The organism is Pseudomonas sp. Marseille-QA0892 (genome assembly GCF_054950135.1).
Genome location: NZ_CM143104.1, coordinates 3,303,437 through 3,321,849, shown reverse-complemented (window position 1 = coordinate 3,321,849; position 18,413 = coordinate 3,303,437). Strand labels below are relative to the sequence as shown.

The 18,413-nt window shown below is 61.3% G+C and carries 22 protein-coding genes; 13 read left to right on the top strand and 9 right to left on the bottom strand.

Translation table 11 applies throughout. The annotated features are described in order from the left end of the window. Window positions 1–119 precede the first annotated feature (119 nt). Entirely contained in the window at window positions 120–413 is a 294-nt protein-coding gene (locus ACY8D3_RS15455; protein WP_462379683.1) for a hypothetical protein, read from the bottom strand. A 97-nt stretch (window positions 414–510) separates the two neighbouring features. Further along, entirely contained in the window at window positions 511–909 is a 399-nt protein-coding gene (locus ACY8D3_RS15450; protein ID WP_462379682.1) for a YkgJ family cysteine cluster protein, read from the bottom strand. A 223-nt stretch (window positions 910–1,132) separates the two neighbouring features. On the opposite strand from ACY8D3_RS15450, the gene ACY8D3_RS15445 reads away from it, so the two are divergent. Next, window positions 1,133–2,068, top strand: a complete 936-nt coding sequence (locus tag ACY8D3_RS15445) for an SdiA-regulated domain-containing protein (protein WP_462379681.1) — start codon at window positions 1,133–1,135, stop codon at window positions 2,066–2,068. Window positions 2,069–2,075: 7 nt separating this feature from the next. Here the strand turns inward: ACY8D3_RS15445 and ACY8D3_RS15440 are convergent, their stop codons facing one another. From ACY8D3_RS15440 to ACY8D3_RS15415, 6 genes are all read right to left on the bottom strand, one after another. Beyond that, complete coding sequence (locus ACY8D3_RS15440; RefSeq protein WP_462379680.1) at window positions 2,076–2,522, bottom strand: DMT family transporter; 447 nt, start codon at window positions 2,520–2,522, stop codon at window positions 2,076–2,078. A gap of 56 nt (window positions 2,523–2,578) precedes the next feature. Next, complete coding sequence (locus tag ACY8D3_RS15435; protein ID WP_462379679.1) at window positions 2,579–3,133, bottom strand: DUF4136 domain-containing protein; 555 nt, start codon at window positions 3,131–3,133, stop codon at window positions 2,579–2,581. 21 nt (window positions 3,134–3,154) lie between these two features. Then, window positions 3,155–3,820, bottom strand: a complete 666-nt coding sequence (locus tag ACY8D3_RS15430) for a DUF4136 domain-containing protein (protein WP_462379678.1) — start codon at window positions 3,818–3,820, stop codon at window positions 3,155–3,157. A 28-nt stretch (window positions 3,821–3,848) separates the two neighbouring features. Beyond that, the gene (locus ACY8D3_RS15425; RefSeq protein WP_462379676.1) at window positions 3,849–4,607 is read right to left on the bottom strand and encodes a methyltransferase domain-containing protein; all 759 of its coding nucleotides are present in this window, start codon (window positions 4,605–4,607) and stop codon (window positions 3,849–3,851) included. Further along, window positions 4,604–4,909: a MazG-like family protein gene (locus tag ACY8D3_RS15420; protein WP_462379675.1), complete on the bottom strand. Its 306-nt coding sequence runs from the start codon at window positions 4,907–4,909 to the stop codon at window positions 4,604–4,606. Before ACY8D3_RS15420 ends, ACY8D3_RS15425 begins: the two co-directional genes overlap by 4 nt. Before the next feature lie 87 nt (window positions 4,910–4,996). Further along, window positions 4,997–5,896, bottom strand: coding sequence for a MaoC family dehydratase (locus ACY8D3_RS15415; RefSeq protein WP_462379674.1), 900 nt, complete (start codon window positions 5,894–5,896; stop codon window positions 4,997–4,999). 248 nt (window positions 5,897–6,144) lie between these two features. On the opposite strand from ACY8D3_RS15415, the gene ACY8D3_RS15410 reads away from it, so the two are divergent. The 9 genes from ACY8D3_RS15410 to ACY8D3_RS15370 all read left to right on the top strand — a co-directional run bounded on the left by ACY8D3_RS15410 (window position 6,145) and on the right by ACY8D3_RS15370 (window position 14,229). Next, window positions 6,145–6,516: a DUF2946 family protein gene (locus ACY8D3_RS15410; protein ID WP_462379673.1), complete on the top strand. Its 372-nt coding sequence runs from the start codon at window positions 6,145–6,147 to the stop codon at window positions 6,514–6,516. Window positions 6,517–6,573: 57 nt separating this feature from the next. Continuing rightward, on the top strand, window positions 6,574–7,056 hold the full coding sequence (locus ACY8D3_RS15405; protein WP_462379672.1) for a copper chaperone PCu(A)C: 483 nt from the start codon (window positions 6,574–6,576) through the stop codon (window positions 7,054–7,056). Between the two features lie 73 nt (window positions 7,057–7,129). Beyond that, entirely contained in the window at window positions 7,130–7,579 is a 450-nt protein-coding gene (locus tag ACY8D3_RS15400; RefSeq protein ID WP_462379671.1) for a DUF2946 family protein, read from the top strand. Window positions 7,580–7,712: 133 nt separating this feature from the next. After that, window positions 7,713–9,065, top strand: coding sequence for a PepSY-associated TM helix domain-containing protein (locus ACY8D3_RS15395; protein ID WP_462379670.1), 1,353 nt, complete (start codon window positions 7,713–7,715; stop codon window positions 9,063–9,065). A 162-nt stretch (window positions 9,066–9,227) separates the two neighbouring features. Next, window positions 9,228–10,316 carry a calcium:cation antiporter gene (locus ACY8D3_RS15390; protein WP_462379669.1) on the top strand — a complete coding sequence of 363 codons (1,089 nt, stop codon included), beginning with the start codon at window positions 9,228–9,230 and terminating at the stop codon, window positions 10,314–10,316. Window positions 10,317–10,358: 42 nt separating this feature from the next. Further along, window positions 10,359–10,901 (top strand): nucleoside 2-deoxyribosyltransferase, encoded by a 543-nt coding sequence (locus tag ACY8D3_RS15385; protein ID WP_462379668.1) that lies wholly within the window; start codon window positions 10,359–10,361, stop codon window positions 10,899–10,901. Next, a complete protein-coding gene (locus ACY8D3_RS15380) occupies window positions 10,898–11,872 on the top strand; it encodes an HlyD family secretion protein (protein WP_462379667.1) in 975 nt (324 codons plus the stop codon). The genes ACY8D3_RS15385 and ACY8D3_RS15380 overlap by 4 nt, the downstream gene beginning before the upstream one ends. 15 nt (window positions 11,873–11,887) lie before the next feature. Then, complete coding sequence (locus tag ACY8D3_RS15375) at window positions 11,888–13,075, top strand: ABC transporter permease (protein ID WP_462379666.1); 1,188 nt, start codon at window positions 11,888–11,890, stop codon at window positions 13,073–13,075. Window positions 13,076–13,083: 8 nt separating this feature from the next. Further along, window positions 13,084–14,229 carry an ABC transporter permease gene (locus tag ACY8D3_RS15370; protein WP_462379665.1) on the top strand — a complete coding sequence of 382 codons (1,146 nt, stop codon included), beginning with the start codon at window positions 13,084–13,086 and terminating at the stop codon, window positions 14,227–14,229. 52 nt (window positions 14,230–14,281) lie between these two features. Here the strand turns inward: ACY8D3_RS15370 and ACY8D3_RS15365 are convergent, their stop codons facing one another. After that, window positions 14,282–14,539: a hypothetical protein gene (locus tag ACY8D3_RS15365; protein ID WP_462379663.1), complete on the bottom strand. Its 258-nt coding sequence runs from the start codon at window positions 14,537–14,539 to the stop codon at window positions 14,282–14,284. A 393-nt stretch (window positions 14,540–14,932) separates the two neighbouring features. On the opposite strand from ACY8D3_RS15365, the gene ACY8D3_RS15360 reads away from it, so the two are divergent. The 3 genes from ACY8D3_RS15360 (at window position 14,933) to ACY8D3_RS15350 (ending at window position 18,407) form a co-directional block, all read left to right on the top strand. Beyond that, entirely contained in the window at window positions 14,933–15,706 is a 774-nt protein-coding gene (locus ACY8D3_RS15360; RefSeq protein WP_462379662.1) for a type IV pili methyl-accepting chemotaxis transducer N-terminal domain-containing protein, read from the top strand. Window positions 15,707–15,802: 96 nt separating this feature from the next. Further along, complete coding sequence (gene fabG / locus ACY8D3_RS15355) at window positions 15,803–16,603, top strand: 3-oxoacyl-ACP reductase FabG (protein WP_462379661.1); 801 nt, start codon at window positions 15,803–15,805, stop codon at window positions 16,601–16,603. Continuing rightward, window positions 16,596–18,407, top strand: coding sequence for a glycoside hydrolase family 15 protein (locus tag ACY8D3_RS15350; protein WP_462379660.1), 1,812 nt, complete (start codon window positions 16,596–16,598; stop codon window positions 18,405–18,407). Before fabG ends, ACY8D3_RS15350 begins: the two co-directional genes overlap by 8 nt. Window positions 18,408–18,413: the final 6 nt, after the last annotated feature.

The window sequence follows — 18,413 nt, the reverse complement described above, 5'->3', positions numbered from 1 at the left end:
CGAGGCGGGGCGCGCGTGGGCCAGTTGACTCAACGGCGTTCGTGGCAGGGTTTACCGGGCCAGCACGTGACCGGCGTGGTCGATCGTGAAGATGAAGACACTGCCGAGCGCCATCGTGATCAATGAATTACGTTGGAGAGCAGCCACAGCCCGAGTACGAGCCAGATCAGGCCACTGATGATGGCTCGGCGCATGAAGGCCCGCAGTGCGGCGACCAGGAGCATAAGTCCGACGATCAGTGCAGCGATGGTCAAAAGGGACCGGTCCATGCCAAGCGTACTGGCAAGCCCGTCGATGAAGTTCTGGCTGGCAACGGCCAGCATGCCGAGAATCCAGTACAACCCGTCCACGACAAAGCGTATGACGCTGCCGATGGCTTGTCCCAGCCATTCGAAAAAGCCTTCTACCTGCATGAAGCACTCCCGGATCAACAGGCCCGCTCAAGCAAAGCGGTCTTGGTCACTTGGGCCGCGCCGCCGATGCCGAGTTCCATGGGCGGCGTGGTGACGGTCATGCCTTGGCGATGTAGGCGCAATAACCCGGCCGAGGGCCGATTTGGGGATGGCGGCGGCAGGTATCAGGGCGCCCCTCATAGATCGTGCAAAGGCGCGTCTTCTGGTCCAGGAAAAGGCAGTCGCCATTGGCAAGGCGGGTAAGTGTGAAGCGGGCGTGCTTGTGGTTGAAGTGCTCGACGACGCCGTCCTTCATCAGCCGCCTGGCCAGCCGCTTGGGTTCTTCTTCGGCATCGAAGGCGTCGATGAGCCCCATCCTGACCAGATCGGCAACCTGCACTTCAACGGGCAGGCTGCAGCATGTTCCTCGACAGGAACGGCAGAGGCTTTGGTGGTAGCGAGCCCAGGTTTCCAGGCGATTGACGTCGGCGTTGGCAGTGGGTGTAGGCGATTTCATCGAAAGAGAACAGGCGTGAGATCGGATGTGGCGTGGTGGTACAGGGCACGGATTTGCGGCGGCGGAATATACCGCAGCGCCACCCATCCGGGCAGGCAGCGATAGCAGGCCGACATACCTTTCATCGGTATCAGCGAGGGAGTGGCTTGGTATCGACGCGCTGCACGAATTGAAACATCGGTGCTGCAGACTCGCGCGTATCCTTCCACACAGGTGCGCCTTCATGAACATGCTTGCCGTCCGTTCGGGGCTTGCTGCCGGAACTCGGCTTTGGCCGCTGGCGCTGCTGATGTCACTGGCACTAGGCGCCTATCAGATCAAAGCGACCCATCTGGACGACCGTCTCTACTACTGGCTCCAGACCGCGCTCGATCGTGAAGACTGGGAATCGCGTGGCATGCAGTTGCTCCGCTATCGGGTGGCCATCGAGGCGCGCCCGGTAGCGGGCATCGAGGATAACCTGTCCGGCCTGGCATTCGATGCCGATCGCGACGTGCTGTGGGGTGTCATCAACAGCCCCGAGGAACTGGTCTCGCTGGATCGTGAGGGCAATCTCCTGTCCCGACACACGCTTTCGGGGTTCACGGATGTCGAAGGCGTGGCCTATCTGGGCGACGACCTGCTTGTCGTCGTCGAGGAACGGTCGCATGCGCTGTTGGTGATTCCGGTACCCAAGGACAGCGCAGGCGCCATCGACCGGAGCACTGGAAGAGGTCTGACATTGGGGATCGACGCCGGGGACAACGATGGCTTCGAAGGGCTGGCCTATGACCGGGACGGGGACCGGTTGTTCGTGGTCAAGGAACACTCCCCCATGAAGCTCTACGAGATCCGAGGGTTGAGGCAGAGCGTCATGGGCAATTTCAGCCTCGAGGTCATCGACCGGCAGGAGTGGGTTGATCGGTCCGTGATGGCGACAGATCTCTCATCCGTCGAGTATGACCCTCGCACCGGCCATCTCGTACTGCTGAGCGACGAGTCCAAGCTGCTAATGGAACTCGACGGGGAGGGGAAGCTGGTAGGCTATCGCTCCCTGTTCAGTGGTTTCGCCGGGCTCAAGGGCAGCGTGCCTCAGGGTGAAGGCCTGACGTTCGACCAACACGGTGACCTGTATCTTGTCAGCGAGCCGAACCTGTTCTACCGCTTTCGTCGCGAGTAATGCGGTGTCAGCCCCGGCGAATCATCCAGATGCCGGCGACTATAAGCAGGATTCCGCCGATTTTCCCCAAGGTGACTGGCGACTCTCGAAAGCCTGCCCAACCAAAATGGTCCAGTAGCAGGGCCATGGTGAGTTGCCCCGCAAGCACAAGGGCAATGAAAAGGACGGCGCCGATCCGCGGCCCAGCCATCGCGGCGCTTACCAGAAAGAACGCGCCCAGCATGCCGCCGGTGAGCTGCCAGCTCTCAGCCGATCGCAGCGTTTGTACACTCGGCATCTGACGCATCGCGAGGGTGACTGCAATCAGGATGAGCGTGCCGACAAGGAACGAGATCATCGCCGCCGGAATGGCTCCGGACACATGCCGGGCCAGTTGCCCGTTGATACCGGTCTGCAACGGCAGGACGGCGCCAGCGAAAAAGGTCAGAACGAGCAGCCACCAGGCGGGTTGCATGTAGGACTCCAGAGGTCAGGGCGCTGCATTATGCCCGCCGGGGCGCCGGTTGCGGATCAGCGAGGTGGGTACTGCGACAGGATACGCGCGACCGTTTCACGGATCGCCTGCGTACGTTCGTTGGGGTTGGCCTGATTTCGCCGGATCTGCTCGGCACTCGCGCGCCAGACCAGCTTGCCATCTCGGCCGTCGCGCAGGTCGATCTGTAGCGTCTGGACCTCATAGACGACTGTCCGCGTATCCATGACCATTGGTGCCGCCCAATAGCCATGCCAGGGGCTGCCCCACATTGGGCTGAACCCCGACGACACCTGGTCCTGCCGCTGTTCGACCACCATCGATACCTGCACCCTGACGTCGCCCGGCTGACCGGCAGGCGCAGGGCGCAAACCCCGCTGATCCAATTGGTCCGAGACGGCGCCGGTGATGCGGTCTTCGGTGAGGTCGCTCTTGAGGCGCGGATCGTCCGGGCGGTACTGAATCCGAGGCGTATCCCAACTCCAGGTTCGGTAGCCAGCGAAGTCACGGGTGGGATCGAAGTCCCGTTCGACCGGGATGCCCTGGCAGGCACTCAGCAACAGCACAACGCAAATCAGCGGCAAGCGAAGCATGGTGGCTCTCCGTTGAAGGAACTAGCGGGGCGGGTAATTGGCGAGCAACTTGCGGGCGGCCTCGTAAACGGCCTCGCGACGCTCCCTCTGATCTCCTCTGACCGACAATTCGGTGCTGCCGCTCCATACGGCTTGCCCGGCGGCGTCGCGGAAACTGACACGAAGCACGCCGACCTCTACTTCATACGTGCGCGTGATCGGGATGCTTGCACCTACGCCGTAGCCATGCGGGTCGTAGCCGTGGCGATACGGGCTGCCGCCGTAATAGCCGCCATAACTGCCGTAGCTGTCCTGTACCTGCTGCAGGCGTCGCTCGGTACGAATGCTGGCGTCCACAGTCAGGTCCGCCTTGTCGGTCGCGGCAGGGCGCAGGCCGCGTTGTTCGAGCCCGTTTGCGACGGCGTCGCGAACGTTATCGTTCAGCGCGCCGGAAGATGAGGGCGTATTGCCCCAGCGCCAACTCTGGTAGCGGCTGTAGTCGGTAGGGGCGGCAGGGTAGGCGCTGGCATCGAAGTGTGTGTCCGCCCCGGCGGGGGGCGGTGGCATCGGTACGGACTGCGCCGTGTAGGGGTTACTGCTTTGGCAGGCCGATACCAGCGCGGCGATGCCTGCCGTCAGCAACAGACGCCAGGGCCCTTTCGCGGGTGCGGAGTGCTTCGGCACCATCGTGCGTTTGGACAGGTTCATAATGTCCTCCAGAGTAGACGCAGCCAGGCTATCGATGCGGTGTGCACAGCCAATGCAGGTATCGACCAAGACCTGCGAACGTCGGGTGATGGCGGTATTCGAGTTCCATACGAACGAGCTCGTCCGGGTCGACCTTCCCCTGAAAATCAGGTGGCATGAAATCGTGGAACACTCGCACGCCGCTTTCGCATTCGACCGTCCAGCGCTCAGCCAGTTGCGCCCGAAGGTCACGAGGGTCCAGCGGATTTTGTGGGGTCAGGCTCTGGCCTTCACCGGCGTAATGGTCCTTGCGCAGCTTGCGAAAATGCCCCTTGAGCAGGTTGCGATAGATCAAGGCGTCCTTGTTGTAGAACGCGAGGGACAAGTGTCCGTCGTCCCGCGTCAGGTCTCGCAATGTGGGCAGGATGGCCCATGGCTCGGCCAGCCACTCCAGCACGGCGTGGCACAGAATCAGGTCGTATTGGGTGTCCACGCTATCCTTCAGCGCCTGCCACGGCGCGTGGATGAACGTGGCGTCGAGGCCCGCCGCTTCGAAACGCGCGCGGGCGCCGTCCAGCATCGGTTCGGCAGGTTCGGCTAGCGTCACACAATGGCCCTGTTGGGCCAGCCATAGGCTCATGTGACCAAGGCCTGCGCCGATGTCCAAAACCTTCAGCGGGCCATGAGGAAGGTGCTCGGTCAGGTCAGCCTGGAGTACTGCAAGACGGATTGCGCCCTTGGTGCCGCCATAGATCTTTTCGGCGAAGCGTACGGCGAGGGCGTCGAAGTGACGATCTTCAACAGTCATCGTGCGAAACGCCGTTCGCTGTCAGCCAGCTTGGCACTGACGACCGTGTTCATGTCCAGGCCAAGTTCCGCGCAGAGCAACAGTAGATAGAGGACGACGTCGCCAATCTCTTGCCCGGCATGTTCAAGCTGGTCGGGCGGCAGTTCGCGTGATTGGGCCTCGCTCAGCCACTGGAAGATCTCAACCAGCTCAGCCATCTCGACGCTGGCGGCCATGGCGAGATTCTTCGGACTGTGGAAGCGGCGCCATTCATTGGCATCGCGGATGGCGTGCAGGCGTTCGGTAAGGGCTTGGATATTCATGGGGCTCCGCCAGTTCGACCCCGCGCGGCTTGCCGGCGGGGGAGGGAAATGGGAGCGAGTGTCTATCGCCTGCGGGCGGGAGGCAAGTCAGGACTGGGCGGCAAGTGCCAGCTCGGGTTCCGGCTCGAACAATTCGAGAGGCAGCGGCCGCCAGCTGCCGTCCAAGTGGCGCTTGCCCTTGGCGCCGGTCACTGCGAAGTGGCCGCTCTCACCGGCTTCGCCTGCCATCAGAAGCGCTTCGCCCGGCAGCACGAGCGGACGATGGAAGCAGGCCTCGACCTCATAGCCGGCGCGGGGCAGTCGGTCAGCCATGGCGGCAAGCACGCGGGCCTTGTTCCACAAGCCGTGCGCGATCGGGCGATCAAAGCCGAACAGGCGCGCTGTGAGGGGCGATAGGTGGATAGGGTTGTAGTCCCCGGAAACACGCGCGTAGGCGCGACCGATATCGGCCGGGACCGACCAGCGCGCGATTTCCCGGAGCGGAGCCGATCGCCGCTGTCGGCGCTCGCGCTCCGCCTCTCCAACCGACGCACCGCGGCACAGCAGACGGCTGACACCTTCCCATAAGGCTCCCTGTTCATCTTCCAGGCGCGCGATGAGATCGAACGCGGCGCCACGAGGGTGTGCCTGCAGGTTTTCGGCAATCACGCTGACGCGCAGTGGGCCTTGAGTATCTAGCGGTCGCAGAACGCGAATGCGATTCTCCAGATGGACGAGACCCAGGAGCGGGAAGGGGAAATCGTTGGCGGTGAGCAAGTGCATCTGCAACGGGAACGCCAACACATGCGGGTAGGCAGGCGGCAAGGCACCGTCATCGACATGCCCACACAGCTCGCGGTAGCGGGCCAAATGCGTTGGATCGACATCCAAGGTGCACCGCAGCCCACGGTCGGGAAGCACTCGACCCGTGATGCCGCGGCGCAGCGCCGCCTGCAGATACATGACCGGAAGAGCCGGTGGCGCGGGCATGTCGAGCCATTGGGTCATTGCAGCGTTCCTTGAAGCGAGTCGCATCGATTCTCACCAGGGTGAATCGATGCGAGCGAAGAGGGGGCGGAGTATACGCACAGTCTCGGCTGCGGGCAGGTGTTGCATAGAGACCGGCGACGAATCGTTCCGTTTCGTGCGCAAAAGCACTTGTATCTATTTGTTTCGTTACTGCGTCAAGCGCGCTGTGACCATTTGCCATCACATGGCGCCTCGACGTCTCCCCCTGCACGGCCTAGAATCAGGCCATGAAGACGACCCCGTCCCGCCGATTGCCCATTGCGCTGCTGGTGCTGTGTGCATTGGCCATGAACGTGCTTTTCGCGGGGCTGCAACACGGGCAGGCCACGGCGCTCGCCTTGAGCGGTCTGGATGGCGGCTTCTGCGCGTCAGGGGCGACCCTCGCGACAGTATCAAACAAGCCCTTGGACCCTGCCGGTGGCGGGCATGGCGTGCATTGCATCTCCTGCCTTGCCGCGAGTGGCTTGCCGGTAACTGGCTGGTCGATGGCTGTCGCTGTGGTCCCCGTTCCGCCGCGCGACACACTCCCGGCTGCGCCGTCGCCGCTTTCAGATTGGTGGCCGTCCGCCAACCCCCGTGCCTCTCCAGGTCTTTCCTGAGCTTTTCGATCAAACCTGTTCAGGCCAGAAACGGCCTTCACGTTTAGAGATTACGTCATGCTCAAGAAAGTCCTGTTGCTCGTCGCCCTCGCTGCGGGCCCCTCCATTGCTTTCGCGCATTCATATGATGCCGGTTCGCTTCATATCGGCCACCCCTGGTCGCGTGAGCTGCCACCCAATGGGCCTACTGCGCCAGCCTATTTCGTCGTTCACAACAATGGCCGCGAGGCCGACCGCCTGGTTTCGGTCGACACGCCTGTTGCTGCACGCGCAGAGCTTCACGAGCACGTTCACAGTGGCGATATGATGAAGATGCAGAAAGTCGAGACCGTGACCATTCCAGCCAGCGGCGAAGTGCCGTTCGCGCCGTCCGGTTATCACGTCATGCTCTTCGATCTGAAGCAACCGCTGCGCGCCGGCGACCGTTTCCCAATGACGCTGCATTTCGAGCACGCAGGGGATGTGTCAGTAGAGGTGTTGGTGCAGCGTGATGCCCCGAAGTCGCAAGGCGGGCACGCAGAAGGCCACCACATGCATTGAAAGAGCCGGCCTGATGCGGTGTGGCGAGGCGGAGGTGATCCGTGTCGGTGCGTCGCAGGCTCGGCCCCGTGAAATGAGATCGCTTCGACGCTCGCGATATAGCGCGTTTGCCGCGCTGTTCGCCATGTGCATTCTTTTCGCCGGCCCGCTGCTGTCGCAGGCGCTTGCGCTCGCCCATGCCATGGCGCCGGCCGGGCAAGGACATGCCGCGGTGCATGACCATCAGGTGGCGCCCGGTAGCGTCGAGGCCCAACATCGACATGGCGCGGCCTCTCTGCATCAGGGGGCGCAGCTCGATGAACAGGCATCTTCATTCGGCTCTGCCCACGGCCACGCCATCTGGGCGAAATGCGGCTATTGCGATCTCCTGCTCATGTGTCCGGCAGTCGGTACGCAAGGCTACAGCGTTGCCGAGAACCTTCCGGTCGGCCCGGTGCGGTTGGCTCTCGGTCCCGTTCGAAACGATGTCATATCCCCTGTCTTTCCCGGCGCGCGTTCGCGTGCGCCACCGGTCCTTGTCTGAAAACGCCTTTTTCGTCATTCGTGATCCGAGTAACGCGCAGCCTGGCTTGCCGCTACCCGGGTCGATGAGGAGCCGCGCCGGACGCATTCGTCCGGGCGCATCGCATGCATGCGCGTTATCGAGACATCCGACCATGTCCAGAACTTCCACAGCCAGCGGGCCATTTATGTCGCTGCTGGTACGCCTACATTTCTACATTGGGCTTTTCGTAGGCCCCTTTCTCCTGGTGGCGGCCGCAAGCGGCGTCGTTTACGCGTTATCGCCCCAACTCGAACCGATGCTGTACCGCCACGCCCTATATACCGAGTCGCAGGGGAAGTCATTGCCGCTTTCGAAACAGGTCGAGGCAGCAGAGCACTACCTCCAACATGACGGCACCTTATTCGCCATACGGCCGGCGCCGCAGCCAGGTATGACCACGCGGGTGCAATTCGCCGAGGCTGGGCTACGCCCGTCTGAAAGCCGTGCCGTGTTCATCGATCCGGTGACAGGCGAGGTTCGCGGTGATCATGTCGTCTACGGGACGTCCGGCGTACTTCCCGTTCGGGGCCTGATCGACCAATTCCATCGAGGCCTGTTGCTTGGCGACGTGGGGCGCCTGTACAGCGAGCTCGCGGCGTCGTGGCTTTGGGTTGGCGCGCTGGGTGGGATGGCAATCTGGTGGGTTCGCCGTCGGCAAGGCCGGCAAAGCCTCCGCCCGATGCGCCGCTGGCATGCGCGTGTAGGACTCTGCCTGATGCTCGGGCTTCTGTTCTTCTCTGCGACGGGACTGACGTGGTCGCAGTACGCAGGAGACCGAATTGGCGTACTCCGTCAGCACTACGGGTGGGCGACGCCTGCCGTGGTGACGTCCCTCAAGGGGGATGCGCCGGTACCTGCAGACCATGCAGACCATGCAGACCATATGGGGCATCACATGGCCGACCCGCCTGCCGCTGCCAGTGTCGCTTCTGTGGACAGCATACTTGCGACAGCGCGTGCGGCCGGTATCGGCGCCGACCTGATCGAAGTCCGGCCGCCTCGAACGGCCGGCCAGGCATGGACTGTCTCGGAAATTGACCGCCGCTGGCCGACGCGTGTGGATGCGGTTTCGGTCGACCCTCGTCACCTGACCGTGCTCGATCATGTGCGCTTCGCGGACTATCCCCTGGCGGCGAAGCTCACCCGGTGGGGCATCGACCTGCACATGGGCGTGCTGTTCGGGTTCGCAAATCAGCTGATCCTGAGTGTATTTGCGCTCGGTCTCGTGGCGATGACGGTATGGGGCTACCTGATGTGGTGGCGGCGACGGCCCTCGATGAGCACCTACCGCGGCCCGCTTCGCACGTTCATGGCGCTTACGCCAGTCACGCGTCTTTGCGTCGGGGTGGTAGCGGTTGCACTGGGCTACGCGTTACCGGTCCTTGGGGCAAGCCTCGTCCTATTCCTGCTGGTCGATGCGCTGCTCTCGATGCGCCTGCGCAAGGAGGCGGTGCACGCAGGCTGACAGGCCGAACCAGGCAGCGTCATGACGAACGTGGCGCTGTCGAGCATTCGAAGCGCAGCGGTTGAACGCGGTGAGACGTGAGAATGTCACTGGATGTGTGCTGACGGCGCCCCCGATAAAGGAGGCATACCCAAGGCGCGATCACCTCATAGCGAGACATCCATGACCGCCATCAAAGATGAATACTTCCTCCTGCTCGCCGTAGGGGCAGGATTGCTTTGCTATTTCTTGGAACCCCAGTGGGCCGACAGCGGCCGTATGGTGGCGCTGAGTGTTGCTGCGGCGCTCGTGGGTGCAATCATCCTGGCGTCCATGCGGGTGGCGCATCACGCTGAAGTTCTCGCAGAGAAGGTAGGCGACCCCTACGGCACGATGATCCTGACGCTATCTGCCGTGCTGGTGGAAGTGATCATCCTGGCGATCCTCATGAGCCACGAGCCATCCCCTACGCTGGTGCGCGATACGATCTATGCCGCAGTAATGCTCGATCTCAATGGCATTCTCGGGCTCGCGGCGCTCATGGGCGGCCTCAAGCATGGCGAGCAGCCCTACAACGACGACTCGGCTCGTACCTATAGTGTGATGATCCTCACTGCCATGGGCATTTCCATGGTGGTGCCGGAATTCATTCCCGAGGCCAAGTGGCATCTGTATTCGATGTTTACCATCGGGGCCATGGTGCTGCTGTATGGCGTGTTTCTGCGGATGCAGGTGGGCGCACACAGTTACTTCTTCAGCTACAGCTACCCGGAGAAGAAGCGCCGCCGTCCGGAGGCGTCAAGCGACGAGGCTCATGGCAGCACTACCCGGTCGATCCTCACGCTGGTGCTGGGGGTCGTCATTATCGGTGCGCTGGCCGAGATGATGTCCACAGCCATGAACCTTGGCCTGGAAGGGAGTGGTGCACCCCCGATTCTTGCGGCATTGGTCGTGGCTGCGATTTCTGCAAGTCCGGAAATTCTTACGGCCTTGCGTGCAGCGTTGGCGAATCGGATGCAATCGGTGGTCAACATCGCATTGGGTGCGTCATTGTCTACCGTTATTCTGACGGTTCCAATCATGGAAGCGTTGGCGCTGTACCGGGGGCAGCCGTTCCAGATGGCAATGACACCGGTCCAGACGGTCATGGTCCTGATCACGCTGGTAGTGGCTGCCATCAACCTGAACGATGGCGAGACCAATGCGATCGAGGGCATGACCCACTTCGTGCTATTCGCCACGTTCATCATGCTGGCATTGATGGGTGTGTAACGCTTCAATGAGCAGAGCGATCAAACAGGATAAGGGCAATCGATGATTCCGCGGATATACCTGGCCGGCCCAGCCGTATTTCGTCCCGATGCCGTGGAATACGGGCGTTGGCTCAAGGCGCGATGTGCCGAGGCCGGTTTCGAAGGGCTGTATCCACTCGACAATGCGGTTCCAGCACAGCTTACCGATCCGGCCGAGCAGGGCGCGTGGGTCTACCGTGCGAACCTCGCTTTGATCCAGCAGTGCGACCTGGTGCTCGCAGACCTGAATTTCTTTCGAGGCGCTGAACCCGACAGTGGCACCTGTTTTGAAGTGGGCTATGCAGTGGCTTTGGGCAAGCCGGTGTATGGGCACGTGCTCGAAAAGGGCAGTTATGCCGAACGCATTACGCACCGATTCCCCGACCATTTCCCCGAGCGCGGACTGGATCGCGACGGCATGACCGTCGAGGAATTCGAGCTGCCGCTGAATTTAATGCTTGCGGTGCCTACACATCTTGTTCATGGCACGTTCGAGGATGCGCTGGAGCGGATTGCTGAGGATCACGACCGCTCTGGCGGCGATTTCCTGGGGAGCCACTCATGAAAGGCTGGAAGCTGTTCGCACCCCTGTTGATCCTCATCATCATCGCGATCACGCTGTACCTTCGCCTGCACCGTGATCCGCTGTTGCTTCAGGGTGAAGTCGATGCAACGACCGTGACGATCGCCTCGAAGGCGCACGGTCGGGTGGCGCAGTTACACGTTCAACGGGGCGATGCGGTAAAGCAGGGCGACTTGCTGGTCAGCATCGTCAGCCCTGAACTGGAGGCCCAATTGGCCAGCCTTGAAGCCGCCCGTGCCCAGGCCGAGGCTCAGGTCAAGGAGTCGAACAGCGGCACCCGCGAAGAGGACATCCGCGTCCTGCAGGCGAACGTTGCTGAAGCGGAGGCCAACGTCCGCAATGCCCAGCGTGACTACCAACGCTATGCCGAACTGGCCAGCCGAGGTTTTTATCCACAGAGCCAGCTCGACGTCGCCCGTCGCCAGCAGGACGTGGCGCGAGATCAGCTTGCCGCGGCAAAGGCCAATCTGGCCAAGGGCGAATCCGGCGACCGGGCAGAGCGGCGCGAAGCGTTGTCCGCATCGCTTGCGCAAGCTGATGCACAACTGCAGCAATTGCAGGCACAGGCGGACGATCTGATGGTTCGATCCCCGGTGGAGGGCGAAGTAGGTTCCATTCCTGCCGAGCAGGGAGAGCTGGTCAATGCCTACAGTCCGTTGATGACCGTGGTCCAGTTGCCGCAAAGCTACTTCATCTTCAACCTGCGTGAAGACCTGCTGGCGCACATCCGCAAGGGTGACAAGTTATCGCTGCGCGTTCCGGCGGTAGGCAAGGAGGCGGTCGAAGCCGAAGTGCGCTACATCGCGCCCCTCGGTGACTTCGCCACGCGGCGCGCTACCCGTGCGACAGGGGATTTCGACCTGAAGACGTTCGAGGTCCGTCTTTATCCTACAGCGCCGGTCGAGGGCCTGCGGCCAGGAATGAGCGCGTTGTGGCAGTGGGCGACGCCTTGAGGCGGCGGGCGGTCCATGCGCAAGATTGACCGGCCGCTGAGGAAGGCGCGTCGCGACCTGGCCAGGTTCACACGCGCCTTCAACACGGAGGCAAGGCTTGCAGCGCGCAGCTGGACCATTCACTGGCTCGGCTGGATATGGCCCCTGCTGCTTTTTCTCCTCATCAGCGGGGTCTACCAGGCGGGCACACTGCAGGACATGCCTGTTGCCGTCGTCGACCAGGATAACAGTGCGTTGTCGCGGCAGCTGGTGAGGCAGCTCGACGCCGGCTCTCATGCCACCCTGGTGACAACGCCGGACGGCCTGCCCCAGGCGAAGGACCGCGTTCAACAGGGCGATCAATACGGCATCGTATACGTGCCGCAGGATTTCGAAGCAGACGTCCTGGCCGGGCGGCAGCCTAGCGTCCCGTTCTATTACAACTCGCTGTTCTATGCAGCGGGGTTCTACTCGACGCTGGACATGGCAACGCTGACCCGTTCTCTGCAGCAGTCTCTGCGGCCGGAGATCGCGGCGGGTATGGGCATGCCGGTTCCGCAGCTTGCAAATATCACGGTCGCGTTCGAAAGCCTCTACAACGCGAGCGGTAATTACATCTATTACCAGCAGTTCGCAGCCGTCGTGCATCTCTTGCAGCTGTTCGTGATCGTCGCGACCATTCATGTGCTGGCCCGAGAGGCGCCGGAACTGAGGGCAAGCTCGCCCCACATCCTTCGCGCCAAGGCGTTGGGCGTTCGACTGGTTGGCAAGCTCGCACCCTATACGTTGCTGTTTTCGGCCCTGTTGATGATCGAGATCTTCCTGCTCGTTTCATTCAATGGCGCCGTGATCAAGGGCAGCGTGCTATGGATGGTCGCGATCACCGCGTTCTATGTCATGGCAGCGCAGGCCTTGGGGCTGGTGCTGTTCATCTTTACGGCCAACCGGTTCTCGGCGTATTCGCTGGTGGGCATGCTCATCGGTATCGCGCAGACCTATTCGGGCGTATTGATTCCGGCCCTGGCCATGCCGCTGCCTGCACAGCTGATAGGTCACATCGAGCCGCTGACCCACGCGCTGAATGGACTATTCGATCAGTTTCTCAGGGACGCGCCGTCAGTTTCAGGACTGAACGCCTGCCTCAAGCTCTCGCTGTATCCGCTGGTGGCCTATGTCATTGCCAAGCAGCGGCTGCGCAAGCGGCTTGATTTCAGTCCGGCATAGGAGGGGCTATGGCCAATTTCTGGAAAGTGATGCGCCTGAGCCTGGCGAACATGCTAGCCAAGCCGCTGTGGTTGCTTCTGGTGATCACCGTCTGCATCGCATCGATGCCCTATCTTGGACGCGCGATCTACGACCTACCGGTTGCGGTCGTCGACATGGACCACAGTACCGCAAGTCGTGACCTGACTCGGCTGCTCGATGCAGCGCCCAAAATCGCGATCCGGGGCTATGACAACCTGCCCGAAGCGCAGCGGGACCTGGCGTGGAGGGATCTTTACGGCATCATCATCATTCCGGTGGATTTCGAAAAACGGCTACTGCGTGGCGAAAACCTCGTGGTTCCAGTGTTCGGTGATGCCACCAATCGCATGGCCAACGGCCAGATCCAGCAAGACATCAGCGCGACCTACAACGACATTCTCCGACGTTACAATCGCGCACTGCTGATGAGGGAAGGTTTCTCCGAGAAGCAGGCGGAAACGTTGCTGAATCCGCTGATCTCCAGGTTGGTCGACCTGTACAACCCCGGCACCAGCTTCGCCGCGATCGTGTTGCCCGGCCTCGTGACGCTCGTACTGCAGCACGGGTTGCTGCTTTCCAGCACCCGGATCAACCTGGCCATGAGGGGTGGTACGCCGCGCTCGCTGCGGCAGCCACTCTCGACTCGCCTGGGGCGCTATGCGGCCCAGTTGCTGGTCTGGGTCGTCCTGGCCATGTTGCTGTACGTGATCTGGCCTCACATCTTCGGCTTTCGCCAGACTGCCTCTTTTTGGGCGCTATTGGGGCTGGTATTGCCGTTCCTTCTAGCAGTGCTCGCCTTCAGCGAGTTCCTCGCCGAACTGCTGCCATCAGAGGAGGCGGTCTATTTGACGCTTACGTTCGTAACGATGCCGTTGTTCTATCTCGCCGGCTATACCTGGCCTCCCCAGGCGATGCCAGAATGGGTCATCTGGCTGGCGAACGCGATCCCTTCGACCTGGGCAATTCGCGCGGTCGCAGAGATGAACCAGATGGGGTTGCCATTGGCTCAGACAGGGCGTCATATCCTAGTGCTGTTGGCGCTGGCTGCCGGCTATGGCGTGCTAGGGACGCTGATCTACCAATGGCGGAATTGGCGTCGGGACCACGGCAAGGATCCCAGCCCGCTCGGCTGAGCCATCATGAAAAACGGGAGCGCTGCTCCCGTTTTATTTCCGCCACGCACCCTTATTTCGAGCTGGCGTTTCCGCTTTCGATGGCCTCCTGGCGAAGCTCAGCGGCCTTGCGCTGCTCTTCCTGGGCCTTCTGCAGCAATTCGGTCTTCTCGTCCGGATCATCGGTCTTGAGAATCTGATCCATGTGCTGGGCCGCATTCTCCTTGTGCTCGATCGCAGCCTGATTCTTGTCTTCGGCCAACTGGTCGCCACAGCCGGCGAGTGCGAACAATGCGCCGAATGCCATGACATAACGAGTGACGGTGAGCATGGTCGATTTCCCTGTACAAAAACTCCCCTCTTCGAAAATAGCGATCCTGGGAAGTTCCTGCGAGTGGTGGCCACAAGCGAAACGGCACGGGTTACCCTGCACCCAAGGCAACCGAACGTGAGGGTGTGTTTTCGGCGCATCGAGGAGTCGGCCCTTTGATAACTTTTCGAAATTGTGAACCGGTTCCGCTTGTGACGGGCAGGCGGTGCATTCTTGTGACTGGCTGGTCAGCCGACGGGGGATGCGTTCGGCTAGAATTCGCACCGCTCGTTTCGCCCGGCCACTACGCCAGGGCCCGTTTGATGGCCGCCCCGAGCCGTCGCGGAACGCGGCCCCTTTTTCAGGCATCGTTGCCTGCCTTTACCTCTCCATATCCCGTTTCAAGGAACCTTCGTGTCTTTCAAAAGCTGTATTCGCTCTTTGCTGGTTGGCCTATCTCTCGTTGCCTGCGTTTGCCGCGCCGATATGGCGCCGCTCGAAGCCATGAATATGGCCGGCCTGCAGCGCACCCTGGGGCAGATTCTTGCCAAGGATTACATGATGATCGGTTCCGATGTGAAGGCCGACGTCGCCACGCGACAGCGCCAGGAGACCCTGGCGCTGTTCGAGGACCATCACCGGAAGCTGGTGGCCTACGCGCCGAACGACGCTATACGCGCCGCCTTGAATGAGGTCGGAACCACTTGGCAGACTTACCGGGGCCAAGTAATGGGCGCGCCAACCAAGACGGGTGCGGTACAAGTGTTCACTACCGCTGAGACGCTGGTGAAACAGTGTCAGCACGTAACTGACCTTTTCGAGCAGCACAACGGTGATGCGGCGTCCCATTCAATCAACCGAAGTGGCTGGAACCGGGTTCTGACCCAGCGTATCGCGCTGCTTTATATCGCTCGTGCATGGGGTGTTCAGGCGCCTTTGGACGATGCGTTCGACGCATCGGTAAAGGAATTTGGAGGGATTCTGGCTGAGCTTCAGGCCGAAGGTGCGCCAAATGACGCGATTGCCAAGTCGCTGCGCAAGACCGAAGCGCGCTGGATGTTCGTCAGCGAAGCGTTCTCCGCTAAAGAATTCATGCCCAACATCGTCGCGGTCAATGCCGATTCGTTGTTCCGTCAGCTCAACGAATTGACCCGTTTGTATGCCGGCCTGAACGACAACACGCTTTAACCTTCCTTCCACCTGCGGAGCCCATCCGCAGGTAGCGCTGAACTCCGTTACAGCGGAGCGGGTCGACCCTCTACTCCTGATCAAGAGGATCGACCCATGCACGTTTCTCTCGCCAACCAGGTTGCACTGGTGACAGGCGGCAGCTCCGGTATCGGTGCTGCGATTGCCGAACGCATGGCCGCCGCAGGCGCCGCCATTGCCGTTAACTACCACTCCCACCGTGAACCGGCGCAGGAACTGGCCGAGAAGATCATCGCCGCCGGCGGTCGCGCCATCGCCGTCGGGGCGGACGTCGGTCAGCTCGATGATGTCGAGCGGATGTTCAAGGAAACGGTCGATGCCTTCGGACGGCTGGACATCTTGGTCGCGAACTCGGGCATGCAGCGCGATGCGTCCGTCGATGACATGACCCTCGACGACTGGAACAAGGTCATCAATACCAACCTGACGGGCCAATTCCTTTGCGCCCAGGCGGCTATCAGGCAGTTCGGCAAGCAAGCGCACCAGCCCGACGTTTCTCGGGCCAAAGGCAAGATCATCCACATGAGCTCTGTCCATCAGCGCGTCCCTTGGGCTGGCCATGTGAATTACGCCGCGTCGAAAGGTGGCGTGGACATGCTGATGCAGAGTCTGGCCCAGGAAGTTGCCGAACGCGGGATCCGCGTCAACAGCATTGCGCCGGGCGCGATACGTACACCAATCAATGCGGAAAGCACCGAAGGGGAAGCGCTGGAGCACCTTCTGAAGCTCATTCCCTATGGCCGGGTCGGCCATGTCGACGATGTGGCTAACGCCGCCGTCTGGCTGGCATCCGACCTGTCCGACTACGTCGTCGGAACGACCTTGTTCATCGATGGCGGTATGAGCAACTACCCAGGGTTCCGAGACAATGGCTGACCAACATCCCAAGCAGCGCCCAATCATGGCACACGGCGTTATCGGCGACATGCGAACAGCTGCCCTGGTCGCAGACGACGGCACCGTCGATTTCTACTGCTGGCCCCACTTTGATAGCCCATCGATCTTCACTTCACTGCTCGATACCCCCAAGGCGGGCGACTTCGAACTTGCTCCCGATTTGCCCGACGCGCGCCGCCAACAGATCTATCTACCTGCCACAAACGTGTTGCAGACGCGCTGGACGGACGACGAAGCGATCGTTGAAATAACGGACTTCATGCCGGTGGATGGAGAACCTTCGCGCCTGATGCGAAAGGTCTCGATCGTTAGTGGGAAAGCCGTCATCCGACTGCACTGCATGCCCAGGCACGACTATGCACGGGCGGACACAACAGCCCGTGAAGGGAACGGTTGCGTCCTGTTCGAAGCGGAAGGGCATCCGACCCTCAAATTACAAGCCAGTCAGCCTCTACAGATAAAAGAGGGCGCGGCCGAGCTCTCCGTGACGCTGGAGCGGGGCGAAACCTTGTACTGCCAGCTGGCGGGTACGAATAGCGAGATACCCGAGCCGCAAGCGTTCGAGAAGGCCCTCGATGCCACGGTTCAGTACTGGCGTCAGTGGATTCGCCGGTCGAACTACAATGGGCGTTGGCGCAACATGGTCGAACGCTCGGCCCTTGCGCTGAAGCTTCTCACGCATCGCGAAACAGGAGCCATTCTCGCGGCGGCGACCTTTGGTTTGCCTGAACACCTGGGCGGCGAACGGAACTGGGACTACCGATACACCTGGGTTCGTGACGCGTCGTTTACCGTCTACGCCTTCATGCGCCTTGGCCTGACGGATGAGGCCAAACAGTTCATGCGTTGGATGGCCGATCGGCTTGACGATAATTGCCATACTTCGCAGGCGATGCATGTCATGTACAGTGTTGAAGGCCACCCCGATCTGCACGAGGAATCCTTGACGCACCTCTCGGGATACGCGAACTCCCGCCCGGTTCGAATCGGTAATGACGCGCATGACCAGGTTCAGTTGGACATTTATGGTGAGTTGCTCGACGCAGTCTATCTATCAAACAAGTACGGGGAAGCTGTCAGTCACCATGGCTGGACGCGCGTAACCGAGATTGTCGATGAGGTGTGTGAACGCTGGGATCGTCCGGACATTGGCATCTGGGAGATGCGGGGGGAGGAGTCTCATTATCTGCATTCGCGCCTGATGTGCTGGGTCGCGCTCGATCGCGCAATACGCCTTGCGGAGAAACGCTCCCTGCCAGCACCTTTCGCACGCTGGAACGAGACACGTTCGGCGATCTATATGGATATCTACGAAAACTTCTGGAATGCCGAGCGTGGCCACTTCGTCCAGCGCCAGGGAAGTACCGCGGTCGATGGGGCCATGCTGCTCATGCCGCTCGTGCGCTTCGTCTCGGCGACCGACCCGCAATGGCTGGCGACGCTCGAGGAGATCGAGCGAAAGCTGGTCAGGGATTGCATGGTCCGGCGATACCTGACGGAAGATAGCCCGGATGGGCTCGAAGGCGAGGAAGGAGCGTTCGTTGCGTGCTCGTTCTGGTATGTGGAATGTCTGGCGCGTGCCAATCGCATCGAACAGGCGCACCGAACCTTCGACAAGCTGCTGCGATTGAGCAATCCAGTGGGGCTATATGCGGAGGAGTTTGACCTGAAAGGGGATCACCTGGGCAATACGCCTCAGGCGCTGAGCCATCTTGCGCTCATTAGCGCGGCGAACTTCCTGGATCGCCGATTGAGCGATGACCCGGTGCTGTGGCAGCCCTGATCAACC

Coding starts and splice junctions, on each gene's coding strand:
- ACY8D3_RS15405 (WP_462379672.1), top strand. CDS start 6,574: ATGCTCAAGAAAGTCCTGTTGCTCGTCGCCCTCGCTGCGGGCCCCTCC.
- fabG (WP_462379661.1), top strand. CDS start 15,803: ATGCACGTTTCTCTCGCCAACCAGGTTGCACTGGTGACAGGCGGCAGC.
- ACY8D3_RS15400 (WP_462379671.1), top strand. CDS start 7,130: ATGAGATCGCTTCGACGCTCGCGATATAGCGCGTTTGCCGCGCTGTTC.
- ACY8D3_RS15375 (WP_462379666.1), top strand. CDS start 11,888: ATGCGCAAGATTGACCGGCCGCTGAGGAAGGCGCGTCGCGACCTGGCC.
- ACY8D3_RS15455 (WP_462379683.1), bottom strand. CDS start 413: ATGCAGGTAGAAGGCTTTTTCGAATGGCTGGGACAAGCCATCGGCAGC.
- ACY8D3_RS15430 (WP_462379678.1), bottom strand. CDS start 3,820: ATGAACCTGTCCAAACGCACGATGGTGCCGAAGCACTCCGCACCCGCG.
- ACY8D3_RS15450 (WP_462379682.1), bottom strand. CDS start 909: ATGAAATCGCCTACACCCACTGCCAACGCCGACGTCAATCGCCTGGAA.
- ACY8D3_RS15365 (WP_462379663.1), bottom strand. CDS start 14,539: ATGCTCACCGTCACTCGTTATGTCATGGCATTCGGCGCATTGTTCGCA.
- ACY8D3_RS15385 (WP_462379668.1), top strand. CDS start 10,359: ATGATTCCGCGGATATACCTGGCCGGCCCAGCCGTATTTCGTCCCGAT.
- ACY8D3_RS15350 (WP_462379660.1), top strand. CDS start 16,596: ATGGCTGACCAACATCCCAAGCAGCGCCCAATCATGGCACACGGCGTT.
- ACY8D3_RS15390 (WP_462379669.1), top strand. CDS start 9,228: ATGACCGCCATCAAAGATGAATACTTCCTCCTGCTCGCCGTAGGGGCA.
- ACY8D3_RS15410 (WP_462379673.1), top strand. CDS start 6,145: ATGAAGACGACCCCGTCCCGCCGATTGCCCATTGCGCTGCTGGTGCTG.
- ACY8D3_RS15370 (WP_462379665.1), top strand. CDS start 13,084: ATGGCCAATTTCTGGAAAGTGATGCGCCTGAGCCTGGCGAACATGCTA.
- ACY8D3_RS15395 (WP_462379670.1), top strand. CDS start 7,713: ATGTCCAGAACTTCCACAGCCAGCGGGCCATTTATGTCGCTGCTGGTA.
- ACY8D3_RS15380 (WP_462379667.1), top strand. CDS start 10,898: ATGAAAGGCTGGAAGCTGTTCGCACCCCTGTTGATCCTCATCATCATC.
- ACY8D3_RS15445 (WP_462379681.1), top strand. CDS start 1,133: ATGAACATGCTTGCCGTCCGTTCGGGGCTTGCTGCCGGAACTCGGCTT.
- ACY8D3_RS15415 (WP_462379674.1), bottom strand. CDS start 5,896: ATGACCCAATGGCTCGACATGCCCGCGCCACCGGCTCTTCCGGTCATG.
- ACY8D3_RS15435 (WP_462379679.1), bottom strand. CDS start 3,133: ATGCTTCGCTTGCCGCTGATTTGCGTTGTGCTGTTGCTGAGTGCCTGC.
- ACY8D3_RS15420 (WP_462379675.1), bottom strand. CDS start 4,909: ATGAATATCCAAGCCCTTACCGAACGCCTGCACGCCATCCGCGATGCC.
- ACY8D3_RS15440 (WP_462379680.1), bottom strand. CDS start 2,522: ATGCAACCCGCCTGGTGGCTGCTCGTTCTGACCTTTTTCGCTGGCGCC.
- ACY8D3_RS15425 (WP_462379676.1), bottom strand. CDS start 4,607: ATGACTGTTGAAGATCGTCACTTCGACGCCCTCGCCGTACGCTTCGCC.